Consider the following 19,827-nt stretch of genomic DNA (forward strand, 5'->3'; position numbering starts at 1 on the left):
GGTCTTGGTCTTGGCTTTTTAGTTGCCAGAATTTGTCAGTCGACTGGATAAACGATGAAGATTTTGCTAACAGGCGGTAACGGCCTAGTTGGGAGCGCACTAGCCAAAGAACTGTGGGCTGATGGCTCAAGGCTTGCCTGTGCTGCTCGGCAACCCCTGGGCCTTTCGCTAGAGGCAGAATATTTTCCGATTCCAGATCTGGCCACTCCTGTTGACTGGTCAGCGGCTGTGCAGGACGTGGACGTTGTTGTGCACTGTGCTGCCCGTGTGCATGTGATGCACGAGTCTGTCTCCGATTCTTTGCAGGCGTTTCGCGCTGTCAACGTTGAAGCGACTCTGGCGCTTGCACGGCAGGCGGCCAGTGCTGGGGTCAGGCGCTTTGTGTTTGTCAGTTCGATCAAGGTTAACGGTGAATACTCCCCGCCAGGGCAGCCATTCACTGCGCAGGATAAGCCCAACCCATGTGATCCCTACGCTCAGTCCAAGTGGGAGGCTGAGCAGGGGTTGCTGGCTCTGGGGCGTGAAACTGGGCTGGAGATTGTAATTGTGCGCCCGCCGTTGGTTTACGGGCCTGGGGTGAAGGCCAATTTTGAACGGATGCTGAACTGGTTAAACCGAGGAATACCTTTGCCGTTGGGTGCTACGAATAATCTGCGTAGCCTGGTGGCGCGGGATAACCTGGTTGACCTTTTGGTGACCTGTGTTGATCATCCGGCGGCGGCCAATCAGGTTTTTCTGGTCAGTGATGGCGAGGATTTGTCGACAACAGACCTGCTTCGGCGTTTGGGTAGCGCGTTAGGTAAACCCGCTCGGCTGCTACCTGTACCTTCCAGGTTGCTGCATTGGGTGGCTACATTGTTGGGCAAGCAGGATGTGGCATCACGTCTTTGTGGTTCACTCCAGGTCGATATGAGAAAAACCTGCGAATTGCTGAACTGGGAGCCTCCTGTGCCGGTGGATGATGCATTGGCCGTGGTCGCTCAGAGCTATCTGGATAATATGAAAAAATGAGTCTGCTGGTCTTGCTGGTGATGGTTATTGCGTTGGCTGGCTGGCTTACCGCTCGTTTGCGACGTTATGCATTGGTCCGCAGTCTGGTGGATGTGCCCAATGCTCGCAGTTCACATCAGATACCCACCCCTCGCGGAGGCGGTGTGGCAATCGTGGTCAGCTTTTTGCTTGTTTTACCGTTGATGGAGTGGCTTGGCGTTATGGCTGGGGCTATGGTCATTGCGCTCTGGGGGGCAGGCGCCTGGGTTGCGATTGTTGGTTTTGTGGATGATCACCGCCACATTGCTGCGCGTTGGAGACTGCTGGCGCACTTTCTGGGGGCATGCTGGCTGCTGTACTGGTTGCCGGAGCTGCCGCCGTTGATGTTGCTGGGGCATGTGCTTGAACTGGGGTGGCTGGGTTATGCGCTGGCCGCGCTGTTTCTGGTGTGGCTGCTGAATCTGTACAATTTTATGGATGGCATTGATGGTATCGCCAGTGTCGAGGCGTTGACCGTGTGTATGGGCGGGGCGGCGATTTATTTTCTACTCGACCAGCCGGTGCTTGCTCTGGCCCCTACGCTGCTGGCAGCAGCGGTGGGCGGTTTTTTGTTCTGGAATTTCCCGCCGGCAAAAATCTTCATGGGTGATGCCGGTAGCGGCTTTCTGGGGCTGATGCTGGGTGGGTTGGCGCTGCATGCAGCTTGGGTCGACCCGGTGCTGCTTTGGAGTTGGCTGATCATGCTCGGGGTGTTTGTCGTCGACGCGACCTGGACTCTGCTGCATCGTCTGCTTCGGCGTGAAAGGGTTTTTGAGGCGCATCGTAGCCATGCCTATCAGTTTGCCGCTCGTAAATATGCCAGCCATCGGGCTGTGACCCTGACTGTACTGGCCATCAATGTGCTGTGGTTGATGCCTTGGGCACTGGTTGCGGCGTTGCAGTGGGTTGATGGTGTGATTGCTCTGGCATGTGCCTACATCCCACTGTTTTGGCTGGCGCTACGATTTAAAGCGGGTTATGCGGAAACCGAACGCTCTGTCTAACTGTCTTAGAGAACGTGAATAAATAAAACCTCGCCGCGATGCCTGAGCTAAGGTGATAGTTAAGTGCGGATAAGCCGCCTCTGGGCTTGAGGTTCTGCCTGAAACAGAGGACTGTGAATTGACGATCCGTGAAAAATTACTGGGCTTGCGCCGCCGTTATAAGCGGTTGTTGCAGATAGCGGCTGATACGGTGCTGATCTGGCTGGCGCTGTGGCTGGCTTTTGTTGTGCGGCTGGGTACCGATGAGCTGGTGCATCCTCTGGGTGGACACCTGTGGTTGTTCGTTGCAGCGCCCGTGCTTTCTATCCCCATATTCATTCGCATGGGTATGTACCGTGCCGTGTTGCGTTACATGGGCAACCAGGCTCTGTTGACCATGCTCAAGGCGGTGAGTCTGTCTACGCTGCTGCTGGCACTGGCCATTTACTGGTATCGCGATTCTCCGGTAGTTATTCCCCGTTCATTGGTGATCAATTACTGGTGGATTAGCTTGGTCATGCTTGGCGGCTTGCGCCTGGTGATGCGCCAGTACTTTCTTGGTGACTGGTATAGCCTGGGCGGGTTGCCGTTCAGCAAGCGTGATGAGAGCTTGCCCAAAGTGGCTATCTACGGGGCAGGTACTGCAGGTAATCAACTGGCGGCGGCTCTGCGGATGGGCAAGTCGATGTTGCCGGTTGCCTTTGTGGATGACGATGAAACCATTGCCAATCGGGTGATTGCCGGCATCAAGGTGTATTCGCCTAATCGTATCAGGCAGATGATCGATGAAACGGGGGTAGAGGAGGTTCTTTTGGCGATACCGTCCGAAAGTCGGGCGCGTCGTCGGGAGATTCTCGACAGTCTGGAGTCTTTCCCCGTACAGGTGCGCTCAGTGCCCAGCGTGACGGATCTGGCCAGTGGTAAGGTTCAGGTTGATGATCTGCAGGAAGTGGACATCTCCGATTTGCTTGGGCGCGACCCGGTACCGCCAATTGGTGCTCTGAGTGAGCTGTGTGTGACTGAACAATCGGTCATGGTTACTGGGGCGGGTGGATCGATTGGGGCTGAGCTGTGCCGGCAAATCATTGAGTTGAAGCCGCGTACGCTGATTCTGTTTGAGCATAGTGAATACAATCTTTACAGCATTCACAGCGAGTTGCTGGGCCGGATCGAGCGTGAGTCCTGGCCTGTTGAGCTGATTCCGGTCCTGGGTTCGATTCGCAATGCTAGCCGTCTGGCTGAGGTCATGCGGACCTGGAGGGTCAATACCGTCTACCACGCGGCTGCTTACAAGCATGTGCCATTGGTGGAGCACAATATTGCCGAAGGGGTGCTCAACAATGTGATGGGTACTCTCAATACCGCGCAGGCGGCGATTCGCACCGGGGTGCAGAACTTTGTGCTGATTTCCACCGACAAGGCGGTGCGGCCAACCAATGTAATGGGTAGCACCAAGCGTTTGGCCGAGATGGTGTTGCAGGCACTCAGCCAGGAGCCGGGCCCGGTACTGATGGGCGATACCTCTGGCGCACATCAGGTCAACCGTACCCGTTTCACCATGGTGCGTTTTGGCAATGTGCTGGGCTCTTCCGGGTCGGTGATTCCGCGTTTTCGCGAGCAGATTCGCCAGGGCGGGCCGGTGACGGTGACCCATCCGAAGATTACCCGCTATTTCATGACCATTCCCGAGGCGGCGCAGTTGGTGATTCAGGCCGGTTCCATGGGCCAGGGCGGGGATGTGTTTGTGCTGGATATGGGCCAGCCGGTAAAGATTCTCGACCTGGCCGAGAAGATGATTCATCTGTCGGGCTTGTCTGTACGTAATCGCAAAACGCCCAAAGGCGATATCGCCATTGAGTTCACTGGCCTGCGCCCGGGTGAAAAGCTCTATGAAGAGCTGCTGATTGGCGACAATGTAACGATGACCGAGCACCCGATGATCATGCGCGCCAACGAGGATTGTCTGAGCTGGGCTGAGCTGCAGGCCGGACTGGGCCGGTTGATGAACGCCGTGGAGCGGGAGGATTTTACCGCCGTGCGCCAACTGCTGCGTGAACTGGTGGACGGCTACCGGCCCGAGGGTGAAATCGTTGACTGGATTCACCTGCACAAGAAGCGTGAGGTGTAGGGGGCGGGTTCGGTACCTGGAAGTTGGCGCTGTGATTCGCTCTGTTATGATTGTGGAGAGTCGGGAATTAGGTTGAAAGCAATGAGTCAGGCACAGGATATTCGCTGGCACCAGCGGTTGCAGAACTTTCAGGCGGCCTTCAATGAATTGGATGAGGCTGTGGCGTTGAATAATGAGCGCAGCCTTTCCAAGCTGGAAGAGCTGGGCTTGATTCAGGCGTTCGAATATACCTATGAGTTGGCCTGGAATACGATCAAGGATTTTTATCTGTATCAGGGTGAGGGCGGGATTCAAGGGAGCCGCGATGCTATCCGGTTGGCATTCGAGCGAGGATTGATTGCTGAGGGGCCGTCGTGGATGGCCATGATCAAGAGCCGGACGTTGACTTCCCATACCTACAATCGCGAAACCGCTCGCTTGATCGCGGGTGAAATTCTCAATACCTACCACCCGTTGCTGCAAGCGCTGCTGGTTACTTTGGTGAAGCAGCGTGACAACGGCTGATTCGGTTTCATCTTTACCAGCAAATCTGCTGGGGCCTGTACGGGATGTGCTGGCGTCTTGTCCGGCTGTGCGCCGGGCGGTGCTGTTTGGTTCCCGTGCTTTGGGCACTCACCGCCCGAATTCGGATATTGATTTGTGCCTGGATGCGCCTTCTCTGGCGTTTGCTGATTACCTGAAATTGGCGGCTACGTTGGATGAATTGGTGGCGCCCTATAGTCTTGATCTGGTCTTGATGCACCATATCGAAAATCCTGATTTTCTGGCACATATCCAACGGGTTGGGGTAACGGTGTACCCTTAAAGCAGGGTTGCTTGATCATCAATTGTGATGCAAGCTGGTGATGGTATTGATGATTGGAGAATGCCGATGCGTACAACAGTGTCCATTGATGATGAGCTATATCAGCAGGCTTTGGCGTTCGCGGGACCGGACGTGAGTAACGTCGACCTGGTCCGTGAGGCCATGCGTACTTTTGTGCGTGTTCAGGCGGCTAAGCGCTTGGCCGCTCTTGGTGGTACAGCCCCAGAGATGAAGACGATACCGCGTAGGCGAGCGGCGGGTGACAGTGAGTGAATGTTCTGGTTGATACCTCCGTCTGGGTGTCGCATTTCAAGAGGGCTAACGAGAGCTTGGTTAGTCTGTTGCTGCAGGATCGGGTGCTGACACATTCGATGGTAATTGGTGAGTTGGCTTGTGGAACGCCACCATCGCGCCAGCAAACTTTTACCGCACTCTCTCAGCTGGAGCCTGCAGTTACGGCGACAAATGACGAGGTCATGGCTTTGATCGACAGGGAGCAACTGTTTGGTCTGGGCTGTGGTTGGGTGGACATATCGCTGCTGGCTTCCGCATTGATTACGCCTGCTTGCCGTTTATGGACTCTCGACAAGAGGTTGGCAAAACTGGCGGCCCGCTTTGAGGTTGGCTTCCCCGCTGGGTATTAGGCGGCTGAAATAGTTGAAGACTGGAAAGACTCAACTGAGTCTGGTTAGGAGTTTGAGTTTCTGTGAAAGTTTCCAAGGCGGTGTTGCCCGTTGCCGGGCTGGGTACTCGTTTTTTGCCGGCTAGCAAGGCCATCCCCAAAGAGATGGTCACGGTGGTCGACAAGCCAGTGATCCAGTATGTGGTGGAAGAGGCGCTGGCGGCAGGGATTACCGAGATCGTGTTGGTGACCCATGCCAGCAAGAAGGCGATCGAGGATCACTTCGATATTAATTACGAGCTGGAAGCCGAGCTGGAGCGTCGTGGCAAGCATGAGCTGCTGGAGGTATTGCGCAGCATTGCGCCGCCACAGCTCAAGGTGTCGGCCGTACGTCAGGGCCGTGCCCTGGGGCTGGGCCATGCGGTTGCCTGCGCCCGCCCGGTGGTGGGTGATGCGCCCTTTGCGGTGTTGCTGCCGGATGTGTTGGTGAAGCAGGGCAGTACTCCAGACCTGGCGCAAATGACCGAACGCTTCAACCAGACCGGGCATGCCCAGATCATGGTTGAGCCGGTGCCAATGGAGCAGGTGCACCAGTACGGGGTGGTTGACCTTGGCGGTCAGCCGATTCAGCCGGGCGGTATGGCGGCGATGCAGCGGGTGGTGGAAAAGCCGCCGCGTGATCAGGCTCCGTCCAACCTGGCGGTGGTCGGGCGCTATGTATTGCCGGCGCGTATCTTCGACCTGCTTGATCAGACCCAGCCAGGGGCTGGTGGCGAGATTCAGTTGACCGATGCCATCGAAGCACTGCTGGCCGAACAGACGGTTGAAGCCTATCAGCTTCAGGCCCGCTCCTTTGATTGCGGCAGCAAGCTCGGCTACCTGGAGGCCACGCTGGCCTACGGCACGGCCCACGCGCAACTGGGTGAGGCGTTCAAGGCGTTGATTCGCCAGTATCAAGTTTAGTGCTGTAGCTATTATTGCGCTGGTTTGTTTCTCATTTTTGACTATTCTTGGTTGTGATATACAATGAGAAACAAACCGGCCCGTTGATACTTCTTCGAAATGCCTTCCAAGCCGCCGAGTACTCCACCAAAAATCGCAGCCCATGCTTTGCAGATGGGAGCGCAGATTCGTGCCCGGCGAAAAGAGTTGGGAGTCAGTGCCACGGTGGTAGCTGAGGCGGCAGGTATGTCGCGTATTACGCTGTACCGGATTGAAAAGGGTGAGTTGTCTGTAACCCTCGGGGCTTATCTGAATGCCCTGGATGCTCTGGGCATGAGCGTGAGCCTGAAGGAACATGATCAGCCGGAAGCAGGCGATAACTCTCCCGACGCTAAAAGCTGGATTCCTGTGCGCATCAGGTTGGCAGATTACCCAGTGCTCAAGCGCCTGGCGTGGCACGTTCATGTGGATGAACTGAGCCCTGTGGAAGCCTGGAGTATCTATCAAAGCAACTGGCGTCATGCTGAGTCCATGGGTATGTCGGAATCAGAGACTGAATTGGTTGAAGCGCTGCGTGCAGGCCTCTCCAGTGGAGAAAAAGGTGTTTGAGCGTGTCCATCACCAGCGGGTTTTCAATCGTGATCTCATTGATCTGGCTATGATGAAACCAGGGCTGCAGTTGCTCCGGGAAGCAATTGCCAAGGCCGAGACAGCATACGGTTCAGCGATTGTCAGAGACCTGATGAGGGCTTTGGAAGAGTTGCAGAGCCGTCAGGGGTGGCTGGATCGTTGTATGGAGACAATGGCGATGACCATGCCGAAGGCCGTGTTATGGAAGAATATCAAAGCTGTGCAGAGGCTGTTGCTAACTCTGCCACAGGCTGCTGACCAGTAGAGTTTTTATGCATATCGACGTATACGGCGACACTCTGTGCGCCCATGTGGCGGCTGCGGCGCTGGCTTCGAGCGGGCATGCGGTGACGCTGTTCGTGAGCGATGCCCAGCAGTTGGCGGCGTTGCAGGCTGGGCATTTGCCTTGGCGTGAGCCGGGGCTGATGGAGCTGATGGCTGATCAGATTGCGTCTGGGCGCTTGCGGCTAGGCGATGCGCAACAGTTGCCGGCAGCGGTGGGGCAGGTGCTGTGGTTGGCCAAAGCGCCCAATCGGGTTGAACAGGCCCATGCCTTGTTGCAGCGTTTGGCCGCGCAGGTGCAGGGCGACTGGCTGGTAGTTAATCAGTCGACCTTTCCGGTCGGCTCGACCGAGACTTTGCAGGCTACCCTTGATCAGTACCAGTTTGCTGCTGGTGCGCACCATGAAGTGATCAGCTTGCCGGACCTGCTGACCGAAGGTGCGGCGCTGCAGGGCTTTCTGCGGGCCGAGCAGTGGCTGCTGGGCGCTGATTCAGAGTGGGCCAGACGTCAGGTGATGGAACTGCTGCGGCCGTTCAATCGCCGCCGCGATGTGGTGCAGGTGATGCGCCCGCGTGAGGCGGAGTTCACCAAGCTGGCGATCAGCGGCATGCTGGCGACCCGTTTGAGCTATATGAACGATATGGCCAATCTGGCAGATACCTTGGGTGTGGATATCGAACGGGTGCGTTTGGGTATGGGGGCGGACTCGCGGATCGGCGAGGCCTATCTGTATCCGGGCTGTGGCTTTGGTGGTTTGAAATTTTCCCGCGATGTGATGAGCCTGGCTTCGACCCTTGAGGTCAGCGGTATGCAGGCCCAGTTGCTCGATCAGGTGTTGCGGATCAACGAGCGCCAGAAAGAGGTGCTGTTTCGCAAGCTGTGGCGCCATTATGGCACTCATCTCAAGGGCCGTCGGGTGGCGATCTGGGGTGTGGCATTCAAGCCGGAAACCGGGCGGATCGACAACGCGCCCTCGCTGCGCATGCTTGAGGCGCTCTGGGCGCAGGGTGTGCAGGTGCATGTGCATGACCCGCAAGCCTTGCCCGAGTTGCATAGCTGGGCTGGTGAGCGTGCCGATCTGATTCTGCATGATGACCCCTACAGCGCTGCTGAACAGGCCGATGCACTGGTGCTGCTGACTGAATGGAAGGCTTACTGGAGCCCGGATTTCCCGCGTCTGGCCCATAGCATGAAAGCACCATTGCTGCTGGATGGGCGCAACATCTGGGACCCGGATTTTGTCCGTGAGCATGGGTTCGACTATTACGGCATTGGACGGCGTTGATGACAGCAGTGAATGAAACCCAGTGGGCGGCGCTTGAGCAGCACCGTCAGCAGATTCAGGGTCAGCACCTGGCCCGGTTGTTTGCCGCCGATCCGGAGCGCTTCAAGCGTTTGCACCGGCGTTTGGGACCGCTGCTGCTGGATTTTTCCAAGCAGCGTTTGAATGAAGACACCTTGCAGCACTTGTTTGCGCTGGCTGAGGCCTATGATTTGCGCGGCTGGATCGATCGCCTGTTTGCCGGTGAGCCGGTCAACCATACCGAGGGCCGCCCGGCCATGCACTGGGCATTGCGCCTGCCTACCGGCAAGACCTGTCTGGTTGATGGTAAGGATGTCACTGCGCTGGTGCAGGCCCAGCTTGAGCGGATGGACGTGCTGGTGTCCAAGATTCATGCCGGGCAATGGCGTGGAGCGACCGGTGAGGTTATCACCGATGTGGTCAATATCGGTGTGGGTGGCTCTGACCTGGGGCCGCTGATGGTGTCTGAGGCGTTGGCAGACTTTGCTGCTGATACGGCTGCGCCGCTGCGCATGCATTTCGCATCGACCATGGATGGCAGTCAGTTGGCCCAGTTGCTGCGCACCCTGGACCCGCACGCGACGCTGTTTGTGATTTCGTCCAAATCCTTTACCACGGTGGACACGCTTAGTAATGCTGCGACGGCCAGGCAGTGGCTGGAGCGCTCGTTGGGCGATTGTGCCGGGTTGTTGGATTGTCATTTTCTTGGGGTATCTTCGGCTGCTGGCAAGATGACCGAATGGGGAATTGCGCCAGACAATCAGTTGCAGATCTGGGACTGGGTTGGTGGGCGTTACTCGTTCTGGTCGGCGATTGGTCTGCCGATTGCCTTGACGGTGGGCATGCAGGGTTTTCGCGACTTGCTGGCGGGCGCCCATGCGGTGGATGAGCATTTCCGTGAGGCCGAGTGGGCGCAGAATGTGCCGGTGCTGATGGCGCTGATCGGGGTCTGGAACGTCAATGTGCTAGATATCAACGCACTGGCGGTGTTGCCCTACGATGGCCGGCTCAAACAGTTGCCGCTGTATCTGGAGCAGTTGGAGATGGAGTCCAACGGCAAGAGCGTGCGGCGCGACGGTACGCCGGTTGAGCATTCAACTTGCCCGATTATCTGGGGCGACGTGGGCCCGAATGCCCAGCATGCGTTTTACCAGTTGCTGCATCAGGGGACCGAGGCGGTGGCCTGCGATTTCATCATGCCGGCCCGGCGTTACCGTGAGCAGGCCCACAGCGTGGCTGCGCGTGAGCTTCTGGCCCAGCATGAACTGGCGCTGGCCAATTGTCTGGCCCAGTCGCGCCTGTTGGCGTTGGGAGATGGGGCGTTGGATGATCCGGAAGCGTTGCCGGCCTATCAGCGTTATCGCGGCAACCAGCCCAGTTCGACCCTGTTGCTGGATGAGCTAACGCCGTACACTCTTGGTATGCTGATTGCCTTGTACGAGCACAAAGTGTTTGTGCAATCGGTACTGTGGGATATCAACCCCTTCGATCAGTGGGGGGTGGAAATGGGCAAGCGCATTGCCGTGCAGACTCTTGAGCGTTTGCGCGGCGCAGCTGTCACCGAACGCAGCGATGCTTCTACCGAAGGGTTGCTGGCGTTTATTCAGGGCAATCATAAATAAACCAGCCCGACTTTATCTGTGCTCCTTGATCGTCAGTGCGGTGATGTGGCGGCCATTTTCGCGTCATTGCGAGGAGCGCAGCGACGTGGCAATCCAGGGTGCGCATGGATCACCACGCGGCTGCGCCGCTCGTGATGACGGAGAGGGGGGCTCGTTGATGCGAGTGCTTGGGGCGCGTCTTTTACGTCATTGCAGGGTGCGGTGATTTAGCGGCTCATTTTCACGTCATTGCAGGGTGCGGCGACGTGGTGGCCCATTTTCGCGTCATTGCGAGGAGCGTAGCGACGTGGCAATCCAGAGTGCGTATGGATCACCACGCAGCTACGCCACTCGTGATGACCAAGTAAAACCTATTGGCTTTTTATATGGAGATCACATGACCACTTTGACCTGTTTCAAGGCATACGACATCCGTGGTCAGCTTGGCACGGAGCTGAATGATGACATCGCCTATCGCATTGGCCGGGCATTTGCCAGGTTCCTGTCGCCCAAGCGTATTGTGCTGGGTGGCGACGTGCGGGAAACCTCGCCAGCCCTTAAGGCGGCATTGGCCAATGGTCTGCGCGACGAAGGCGTCGAGGTGTTGGATCTGGGCCTGACCGGCACCGAGGAAGTTTATTTCGCCACCTTCCACCTGGGTGTGGATGGCGGTATCGAGGTTACGGCCTCGCACAATCCAATCGACTACAACGGCTTCAAACTGGTGCGCGAGGGTTCGCGGCCGATTTCTGCCGATACCGGCCTGGCCGACATCCGGGCCATGGCCGAGCAGATGCAGATCAATCTGGTCGATGGCCGCGACCCCTCGGTGCCGGAAGCGGCACGTGGTAGTTATCAGCAGGTGGATACCCGAGCGGCCTTTGTCGAGCACCTGTTGGGCTATATCGATCCAGCCGCGTTCAAGCCGCTGAAGCTGGTGGTCAATGCCGGTAATGGCGCTGCTGGGCCAGCTCTGGATGCCATCGAGGCAGCATTCAAGCGCTTGGGCGTGCCGGTTGAATTCATCAAGATCTGCCATGAGCCTGATGGCAGCTTCCCCAATGGCATTCCCAATCCGCTGCTGGTGGAAAACCGGGCGGTGACCCGGAATGCGGTGCTGGCGCACAAGGCGGATATGGGCATTGCCTGGGATGGCGACTTTGATCGCTGCTTCCTGTTCGATGAGCAGGGCCGTTTTATCGAGGGGTATTACATCGTCGGTCTGCTGGCCGAGGCGTTTCTGCAGAAGGAGCCGGGCGCGCGGATCATCCATGACCCGCGGCTGGTCTGGAATACCGTGGAGCAGGTGCAGGCCAACGGTGGGGTGCCGGTGCAGACCAAGGCTGGGCACGCTTTTATCAAGGAGCGGATGCGCAAGGAAGATGCGGCCTACGGTGGCGAGATGAGTGCGCATCACTATTTCCGTGATTTCGCCTACTGTGACAGCGGCATGATCCCCTGGCTGCTGGTGGCCGAACTGATGTGCCGCAAGGGCAAGCCGTTGTCGGCGCTGGTCGATGAACGGATTGCCGCTTACCCCTCATCCGGTGAGATCAACCTGAAGGTGTCCGATGCGCCTGCGGTGTTGCGGGAGATCGAACGCCAGTTCGCCGCTGGCGCCGAGGATGTGGATTATACCGACGGTGTCAGCGTGGCCTTTGCCGACTGGCGCTTCAACCTGCGCGCGTCCAATACCGAGCCGGTGATCCGCCTGAACGTCGAGAGCCGGGCAGATCAGGCGTTGATGGAGGCGAAGACCGAAGCGCTGCTGGCGGCTATCCGTAGTCTTTGAGTTTGCTTTCGCGGTCGTAGGCCGCTCCTGCCGGGATGCAGTGTGCCTGGGTTGTGCAGTTCATCCCTGGTGAGTGTAACCTGTGCGTGTTAATTGAAGTCTTTGACCGCACTGGGCGGCAAACCCGGGGCAGGGGAGTTGAGTAATGGGCAAGACCATTCTGGTCACTGGTGGGGCTGGCTATATCGGTTCGCATACCTGTATCGAGCTGCAGGCTTCGGGGTATGAGGTAGTGGTGCTGGATAACTTCAGCAACAGCAGCCCTGAGGCGCTGCGCCGGGTTGAGCAGATCACTGGCAAGCCGTTGACCCTGGTGGAAGGCGATATTCTGGATGCTGAGCTGCTGGCGCGGCTGTTTGCCGAACACACCATCGAAGCTGTCATTCACTTTGCCGGACTCAAGGCGGTGGGCGAGTCGGTGCAGCAGCCGCTGCGTTATTACCACAATAACGTCGCTGGGACCCTGACCCTGTGTGAGGCCATGCAGCGGGCAGGGGTGCGCAATCTGGTATTCAGTTCTTCGGCAACCGTCTATGGCGACCCTACCGAGCTACCGCTGCGTGAGGATATGCCTACCAGCGCGACCAATCCCTATGGCCGCTCGAAGCTGATGATCGAAGAGCTGCTCAAGGATCTACACCGTTCCGAACCAGGCTGGAATATCGCTCTGTTGCGTTACTTCAACCCGGTTGGTGCTCACCCCAGTGGCCTGATCGGTGAAGACCCCAGTGGTATTCCCAACAATCTCATGCCCTATATCGCTCAAGTAGCGGTGGGGCTGCGTGCGGCACTACAGGTATTCGGCTCGGACTACCCGACGCCCGATGGTACCGGCGTGCGTGATTACATCCATGTCATGGACCTGGCCAGTGGGCATGTGCGGGCTCTGGAGTGGCTGGCCAAGGGGCAGGGTGTGCGGGCCTTCAATCTGGGGACTGGGCAAGGGTATTCGGTGCTGGATATGCTGCGTGCCTTTGAGCAAGCCTGTGGCAAGGCTTTGCCCTATGAGCTGGTTGACCGCCGCCCGGGGGATGTGGCCAGTTATTATGCCGATCCTTCACGCGCCGAAGCCGAACTGGGCTGGCAGGCCAAGCAGGGAGTTGAGCAAATGTGTGCCGACACCTGGCGCTGGCAGTCGCAGAATCCGCAAGGCTACCGCAGCTAACCACTCGGGCGCGCAGGGGGCATATGCCTTGCGACGCTCGTGTTAAACTCCGACTTTCTTTGCCCGTTGCATCAAGGACATCATCATGTGTGGAATCGTTGGCGCCATTGCTCAGCGCAATATCACCCCCATCCTGCTTGAGGGGCTGCGCCGGCTTGAATATCGCGGCTATGACTCAGCTGGCGTGGCGGTTCTGGCCAGCGACGGGAGCATTCAGCGGGTACGTGCGGTAGGCAAGGTGATCGAGCTGGAAAAGGCATTGGAGGCCGCGCCGGCTGGCGGTCATCTGGGGATTGCCCACACCCGTTGGGCTACTCACGGCAAACCGGCCGAACACAACGCTCACCCGCACCTGTCGCAGCGTCTGGCGATTGTCCATAACGGCATCATTGAAAACCATGCACCGCTGCGCAAGCGTTTGATCGACTTGGGTTACAGCTTCACCTCGGAAACTGACACTGAAGTGGTAGCGCACCTGCTGGCGCACTATTACGGTGAAAAGAAAGACTTGCTTGAAGCCTTCCGCGCGACCCTGGGCGATATTCATGGTGCTTACGCCTTGGCGATCATTCACCAGGATCAGCCGGAAACTCTGTACTGCGCCCGTGCCGGCAGCCCATTGGTGATTGGTGAGGGCAGCGACGAGCATTATCTGGCGTCTGACCCGCTGGCGCTGTTGCAGGTCACTGACCGCTTCCGCTATCTGGAAGAGGGCGACTACGCCCGTATCACCCGCACCGGCTGCGATATCTGGAGTCGTGATCATCAGGTCGCTGAGCGCCCGGTCAAGCGTTATGAGCATGCCGCGCACAGCCTGGAAAAGGGCGAGTACCGGCATTACATGCTCAAGGAGATCTTCGAACAGCCCGATGCCATCAGCGATACTTTGGCAGGCACTCTGGGCGATGATCATGTGCTGACTGCTGTGCTGGGCCCGGAAGCGGAAACCCGCCTGGGCGAGATCCGTAACATTCACATCGTTGCCTGTGGCACCAGCTATCATGCTGGCCTGGTGGCGCGGTACTGGATTGAGGAGCAGGCCGGGATTCCCTGTCAGGTCGAGGTGGCCAGTGAGTACCGCTACCGCACTGTTGTCGTGCCTGACGGTACGCTGCTGATCACCATCTCCCAGTCGGGAGAAACCGCCGACACCCTGGCGGCGCTGCGCTATGCCAAGGATCAGGGCTATCTGGCCACTCTGGCAATCTGTAACGTGGCCGGCAGCTCACTGGTGCGCGAGGCTGACTGGCGGCTGTTGACCCATGCTGGTCCGGAAATTGGCGTGGCCTCAACCAAGGCCTTTACTACTCAGTTGGTGGCGCTGCTGTGGTTGACCACGGCGCTGGTGCAGGTGCGTGGTGGGGATGCAGCATTGGTGGCGCGCAATGTTGCTGCGCTGCGCAGCCTGCCGGGCCTGGTATTGCAGGCGCTGGGGCTGGAGCCGCAGATCACTGCGCTGGCTGAGCGGTTCGCCAACAAGCATCATGCGCTGTTCCTTGGCCGTGGCCCGCATTATCCGATTGCCATGGAAGGGGCGCTCAAGCTCAAGGAAATTTCCTATATCCACGCCGAAGCCTACGCCGCAGGTGAACTCAAACACGGCCCGTTGGCGCTGGTAGATGAAGATATGCCGGTGGTTAGCGTGGCGCCCAGCGACAGTCTGCTGGAAAAGCTCAAGTCCAATCTGGAAGAGGTGCGCGCGCGCGGTGGCCAGTTGATTACCTTCGCCTGTGAAACCGTGGAGCACCACGACGACAGCAACAGCGTGACCTATACCTTGCCCTGGGTGGAGGACTGCATCTCGCCGGTGTTGTACACCATTCCGTTGCAGTTGCTCAGTTACCACGTGGCCCTGGTCAAGGGCACCGACGTGGACAAGCCGCGTAACCTGGCCAAGTCGGTGACAGTGGAGTAACAGCGCGCAGCTTTTGCTCGGAAGCTCGGGAGTCTTGAGCCGCCTGGGAGCCTGGAGCATCTGCTCCAGGATGTGGGTGCAGAGAGTTCGCAGCGGGAGCAGATGCTCCCGCCTCTCGGGGGCCGATCAACGCCGGTTGAAGCGCTCTACCAGTGCGGCCTGATTGGCGGCGGTGCCTGCCAGTTCCTGGCTGAGGCTGGCGCTGCGTTGGGCCTGATCGGCGGTGGTGTCGGACAGGGTCGCGATGTTCACCACGTTGCGGTTGATCTCTTCTGCTACCGCGCTCTGCTCTTCAGCAGCACTGGCGATCTGGTTGGCCATGTCGTTGATCCGTTCGATGGCAGCGCGAATGCCATCCAGCGCCTCATCAGCTTCAATCACCTGAGCCACCCCGACTTCAGCCTGCTCGTTGCCGGCACGCATGGTATCCACGGCGCGTTGGGCAGCCTGTTGCAGGTTGGCGATCAGCCCATGAATCTGCTCGGTTGAGTCGGCGGTACGGCTGGCCAAGGCCCGGACCTCATCGGCTACCACGGCAAAACCACGTCCCTGCTCACCGGCCCGGGCCGCTTCGATGGCGGCGTTGAGGGCCAGCAGGTTGGTCTGTTCGGCAATTCCCTTGATCACATCGACCACGGTGCCAATCTCCTTGGCATCGCTGGCCAGTTGCGCCGAGACGCTGGCGGCTGAGTTGACCGATTCGGACAGTAGTTCGATGGCGTCGCGGGTCTTGCTTGCCACCACCTTGCCGTGGTTGGCCAGTTCGTTGGCGTCACGGGTGGCTTCGGCGGCGCGCTGGACGTTGCCGGAAACTTCCTGAGTGGCCGCTGCCATTTCATTGATGGCGGTAGCTACCAGATCGGTTTCCTGCCGTTGCCGGCTCAGACCTTTGTGGCTTTCGCCGGCCAGGTGGCTGGCTTCGCCGGCTTGCAGGCGCAGTTGCTCGGCGCTGTCGAGCAGCCGGGTCAGACAGGTACGCAACCGAGCCTGCTGACTGTGCAGGGCCATTTCCAGTTGTCCCAGTGTACCGTTGTAAGGGGTGTACATCTGGGCCAGCAGTGGGTCGCTGATGCTGTTGTCGGCAGCTTGCAGAATGCGTTGCAGCCGCTGCTCGTGCAGCGCTTTCAGGGCAAAGGCCGAAGGTACGCCCAGCGCTGCTGCCAGTACAATGCCCCAGCCGCCCAGAGCCAATCCGGCAACTGCACCCAGCGCGGTCAGGGCGGTGACCGGCAGCACTTGCGAGACGCTGCCGGCCCAGTCGGTGCGGATGGCTTTCTGGCCCTTGTTCAAGCGGCTGTACAGTGCCTCGGCACGGCTGACCTGGCCTGCAGTGGTCTTGATCCGGACCGACTCGAAACCGGCCACCTGGCCTTTCTCCCAGATTGGCGTGACGAAGGCGTTGACCCAGTAGTGGTCACCGTTCTTGCTGCGATTCTTGACGATCCCCATCCAGCTGCGTCCGGCTTTCAGGTCTTTCCACATGTGTTCGAACACCGCGGCAGGAACATCCGGGTGGCGGACCAGGTTGTGCGGGCTGCCGATCAGCTCCTCGCGGCTGAAACCGCTGATGTCCACAAAAGCGTCATTGCAGTAGGTGATGATGCCCTTGAGGTCGGTAGTGGAGATCAGTCGTTGGCTGTCACTGAAAGTGCGTTCGCGTTGAGTGACGGGCTGGTTGTTACGCATGGGGGTGTCCTGTGCAGCGGGTGGCCATTGGGCAACGGTGGCCGAGATTCTTGTCTATGCTGGGTATATCGGCCTGAGCCATGGGTTCTTGAGTAAGGCCGGGATAAATGTTCTCTGTACTGCCATACCGTGGTGAGTATAACAGTAGAGCATAAGCCTGATGCAGAACTACCACTAAAAGGAGGTTGCGGTCATGCCCAACAGTCTGGATACCCTCAGCACCTTGCAGGTTGGAAGCACCAGCTATCGCTATCATGCGCTACCCAAAGCTGCTCAGGCACTGGGCGATATCAGCCGCTTGCCGATGTCGCTCAAGGTGCTGCTGGAGAACCTGTTGCGTCACGAGGATGGCGTGACTGTCACCCGGGATGATATTCAGGCGATGGCTGACTGGCTCAAGGCCCGGCACTCCGATCGTGAGATTCAATACCGCCCGGCCCGGGTACTGATGCAGGATTTCACCGGGGTGCCGGCGGTGGTCGATCTGGCAGCCATGCGTGAGGCGGTGGCCAAGGCAGGTGGTGATCCACAGCGGATCAACCCGCTGTCTCCGGTTGATCTGGTGATTGACCATTCGGTGATGGTTGACCGTTTTGCCGATGCTTCGGCGTTTCATGACAATGTGGCCATCGAGATGCAGCGCAATGGTGAGCGCTATGCGTTCTTGCGTTGGGGCCAGAAGGCTTTCGACAACTTCCGGGTGGTGCCGCCGGGCACGGGTATCTGCCATCAGGTCAATCTTGAGTATCTGGCCCAGAGTATCTGGGCTGAGGAGCGTGATGGCGAGCGCTGGGCTTATCCGGACACGCTGGTTGGTACCGACTCGCACACCACCATGGTCAATGGCCTGGGGGTGTTGGGCTGGGGTGTTGGCGGCATTGAGGCTGAGGCGGCGATGCTGGGTCAGCCGGTGTCGATGCTGATCCCCGAGGTGATCGGCTTCAAGCTGACCGGTAAGTTGCGCGAGGGCATGACCGCTACCGATTTGGTGCTGACCGTGACCCAGATGCTGCGCCAGAAGGGCGTGGTCGGCAAATTTGTCGAATTTTATGGCGATGGCCTGGCTGACCTGCCGTTGGCCGACCGGGCGACTATCGCCAATATGGCCCCGGAGTATGGCGCGACCTGCGGATTTTTCCCGATTGATGATGTGACGCTTAGCTATCTGCGCTTGAGTGGCCGCAGTGATGAACTGGTAGCACGGGTCGAGGCCTACAGCAAGGCTCAGGGACTATGGCGCGAGCCGGGTCATGAGCCGCTTTTCACCGACACGCTGCATCTGGATATGGGCCAGGTTGAGGCCAGCCTGGCCGGGCCGCGACGGCCGCAGGACCGTGTGGCGCTCGGCGATGTGCCCAAGGCCTTCAATGAACTGCTGGCGTTGCAGGTGGCTCCGGCCGATCAGGATCAGGCCAGACTGGAAGGCGAGGGTGGCGGTACGGCGGTTGGTAGCCCCCGGGGTCTGGCTTCGGTGCACATGGCTGGCGAAGAGTTCACTCTGGGCCATGGCGCGGTGGTGATCGCGGCGATTACCTCCTGCACCAATACCTCCAATCCGAGCGTGATGATGGCCGCCGGGCTGCTGGCGAAAAAGGCTGTGCAGCGTGGCCTGAAACGCCGGCCATGGGTCAAGTCATCGCTGGCGCCGGGTTCCAAGGTGGTCACCGATTATTTGCTCAAGGCTGGTCTGACCGACTACCTGGATCAGTTGGGCTTCAATCTGGTCGGCTATGGCTGCACCACCTGTATCGGCAACTCGGGGCCGCTGCCGGAGCCGATTGCCAAGGCGGTCAGTGAGCAGGATCTGGTGGTTTCGGCAGTGTTGTCCGGCAACCGCAACTTCGAAGGCCGGGTGCATCCGCAGGTCAAGGCCAACTGGTTGGCTTCGCCGCCGCTGGTGGTGGCCTACGCGCTGGCTGGCAGTTCCCGAATCAACCTGCACGATGAGCCGTTGGGGCTGGACAGCAACAACAAACCGGTATTTCTCAAGGATATCTGGCCCAGCAATGCGGAAATCGCCGAGGCCGTGGCGCTGGTCGAGGACAGCATGTTCCGTGAGCGCTATGCCGATGTGTTTACCGGCGATGAACACTGGAGGTCTATTCAGGTCGGTGAAGGCAAGACTTACCAGTGGGATAGCCAGTCTACCTACGTTCAGCACCCGCCATTTTTCGAGCGGATCGACGAGCCATTGGTTGGGCTTGAGCCGGTTGAGCAAGCCCGCGTGCTGGCGGTGTTCGGTGACTCGATCACCACTGATCACATTTCGCCGGCGGGTAATATCAAGGCCAGCTCGCCCGCGGGTGAGTACCTGCAGAGCCTGGGCGTCAAACCCGAAGACTTCAACTCCTATGGCTCGCGGCGCGGCAATCATGAAGTGATGATGCGCGGCACCTTCGCCAATATTCGCATCCGCAACCTGATGCTGGCTGGGGAGGAAGGCGGCGAGACCATCCATGTGCCCAGCGGCGAGCGGATGTCGATTTATGATGCCGCCATGCGTTACCAGCGTGACGGCACTGCGCTGGTGGTGCTGGCAGGCAAGGAATACGGTACTGGCTCAAGCCGTGACTGGGCGGCCAAGGGCACCAATCTGCTGGGGGTTAAGGCGGTGATTGCTGAGAGTTTCGAGCGGATTCACCGCTCCAACTTGGTAGGCATGGGGGTATTGCCGCTGCAATTCGTTGATGGTGAGTCGGTGGCCAGCCTGGAGCTGGACGGTCATGAAGTCATCGATGTGCTGGGTATCGACGATGAACTCAAGCCGGGGCAACTGCTGAACGTAAGAGCCACCCGCACCAACGGCGAGCGTATCGAGTTCAAGGCCAGGTGCCGAATCGATACCGGTAACGAGATCGATTACTTCAAGGCTGGCGGGATTTTGCATTACGTGCTCAGGCAGGTGATTGCCGGCCACTGAAATACAGAGATCGGAGGGTGGCC

The 19,827-nt window shown here is 58.8% G+C and carries 17 protein-coding genes; 16 read left to right on the forward strand and 1 reads right to left on the reverse strand.

The genetic code is table 11. The annotated features are described in order from the left end of the window. Nucleotides 1–54: 54 nt before the first annotated feature. From BVH74_RS11210 to glmS, 15 genes are all read left to right on the forward strand, one after another. Nucleotides 55–1,011, forward strand: coding sequence for a UDP-glucose 4-epimerase family protein (locus tag BVH74_RS11210; RefSeq protein WP_080050154.1), 957 nt, complete (start codon nt 55–57; stop codon nt 1,009–1,011). Beyond that, nucleotides 1,008–2,033: an MraY family glycosyltransferase gene (locus BVH74_RS11215; RefSeq protein ID WP_080050155.1), complete on the forward strand. Its 1,026-nt coding sequence runs from the start codon at nt 1,008–1,010 to the stop codon at nt 2,031–2,033. Before BVH74_RS11210 ends, BVH74_RS11215 begins: the two co-directional genes overlap by 4 nt. 124 nt (nt 2,034–2,157) lie before the next feature. After that, nucleotides 2,158–4,140: a polysaccharide biosynthesis protein gene (locus tag BVH74_RS11220; protein ID WP_080051705.1), complete on the forward strand. Its 1,983-nt coding sequence runs from the start codon at nt 2,158–2,160 to the stop codon at nt 4,138–4,140. Nucleotides 4,141–4,221: 81 nt separating this feature from the next. Beyond that, on the forward strand, nt 4,222–4,644 hold the full coding sequence (locus tag BVH74_RS11225) for a nucleotidyltransferase substrate binding protein (RefSeq protein ID WP_080050156.1): 423 nt from the start codon (nt 4,222–4,224) through the stop codon (nt 4,642–4,644). Then, nucleotides 4,631–4,945, forward strand: a complete 315-nt coding sequence (locus BVH74_RS11230) for a nucleotidyltransferase domain-containing protein (protein ID WP_080050157.1) — start codon at nt 4,631–4,633, stop codon at nt 4,943–4,945. The genes BVH74_RS11225 and BVH74_RS11230 overlap by 14 nt, the downstream gene beginning before the upstream one ends. A gap of 66 nt (nt 4,946–5,011) precedes the next feature. After that, the gene (locus BVH74_RS11235; protein WP_080050158.1) at nt 5,012–5,218 is read left to right on the forward strand and encodes a type II toxin-antitoxin system VapB family antitoxin; all 207 of its coding nucleotides are present in this window, start codon (nt 5,012–5,014) and stop codon (nt 5,216–5,218) included. Continuing rightward, complete coding sequence (locus BVH74_RS11240; RefSeq protein ID WP_080050159.1) at nt 5,215–5,589, forward strand: PIN domain-containing protein; 375 nt, start codon at nt 5,215–5,217, stop codon at nt 5,587–5,589. The genes BVH74_RS11235 and BVH74_RS11240 overlap by 4 nt, the downstream gene beginning before the upstream one ends. 62 nt (nt 5,590–5,651) lie before the next feature. Beyond that, entirely contained in the window at nt 5,652–6,530 is an 879-nt protein-coding gene (galU, locus tag BVH74_RS11245; protein WP_080050160.1) for a UTP--glucose-1-phosphate uridylyltransferase GalU, read from the forward strand. 153 nt (nt 6,531–6,683) lie between these two features. Further along, a complete protein-coding gene (locus BVH74_RS11250) occupies nt 6,684–7,118 on the forward strand; it encodes a helix-turn-helix domain-containing protein (RefSeq protein ID WP_231705614.1) in 435 nt (144 codons plus the stop codon). After that, a complete protein-coding gene (locus BVH74_RS11255; protein WP_080050162.1) occupies nt 7,111–7,404 on the forward strand; it encodes a hypothetical protein in 294 nt (97 codons plus the stop codon). The genes BVH74_RS11250 and BVH74_RS11255 overlap by 8 nt, the downstream gene beginning before the upstream one ends. A 7-nt stretch (nt 7,405–7,411) precedes the next feature. After that, nucleotides 7,412–8,707, forward strand: a complete 1,296-nt coding sequence (locus BVH74_RS11260; protein WP_080050163.1) for a UDP-glucose dehydrogenase family protein — start codon at nt 7,412–7,414, stop codon at nt 8,705–8,707. Then, nucleotides 8,707–10,347, forward strand: coding sequence for a glucose-6-phosphate isomerase (pgi, locus tag BVH74_RS11265; protein WP_080050164.1), 1,641 nt, complete (start codon nt 8,707–8,709; stop codon nt 10,345–10,347). Before BVH74_RS11260 ends, pgi begins: the two co-directional genes overlap by 1 nt. A 376-nt stretch (nt 10,348–10,723) precedes the next feature. Next, nucleotides 10,724–12,118 carry a phosphohexomutase domain-containing protein gene (locus tag BVH74_RS11270; protein ID WP_080050165.1) on the forward strand — a complete coding sequence of 465 codons (1,395 nt, stop codon included), beginning with the start codon at nt 10,724–10,726 and terminating at the stop codon, nt 12,116–12,118. A gap of 145 nt (nt 12,119–12,263) precedes the next feature. Beyond that, nucleotides 12,264–13,283, forward strand: a complete 1,020-nt coding sequence (galE, locus tag BVH74_RS11275) for a UDP-glucose 4-epimerase GalE (protein WP_080050166.1) — start codon at nt 12,264–12,266, stop codon at nt 13,281–13,283. A gap of 85 nt (nt 13,284–13,368) precedes the next feature. Further along, on the forward strand, nt 13,369–15,198 hold the full coding sequence (glmS, locus tag BVH74_RS11280) for a glutamine--fructose-6-phosphate transaminase (isomerizing) (protein ID WP_080050167.1): 1,830 nt from the start codon (nt 13,369–13,371) through the stop codon (nt 15,196–15,198). 126 nt (nt 15,199–15,324) lie between these two features. Here the strand turns inward: glmS and BVH74_RS11285 are convergent, their stop codons facing one another. After that, nucleotides 15,325–16,884: a methyl-accepting chemotaxis protein gene (locus BVH74_RS11285; protein ID WP_080050168.1), complete on the reverse strand. Its 1,560-nt coding sequence runs from the start codon at nt 16,882–16,884 to the stop codon at nt 15,325–15,327. Between the two features lie 193 nt (nt 16,885–17,077). Here BVH74_RS11285 and acnA point away from each other — a divergent pair, with 193 nt between their 5' ends. Then, entirely contained in the window at nt 17,078–19,804 is a 2,727-nt protein-coding gene (gene acnA / locus BVH74_RS11290) for an aconitate hydratase AcnA (RefSeq protein ID WP_080050169.1), read from the forward strand. Nucleotides 19,805–19,827: the final 23 nt, after the last annotated feature.

The sequence above is a fragment of the Halopseudomonas phragmitis genome (assembly GCF_002056295.1).
Classification (GTDB): domain Bacteria; phylum Pseudomonadota; class Gammaproteobacteria; order Pseudomonadales; family Pseudomonadaceae; genus Halopseudomonas; species Halopseudomonas phragmitis.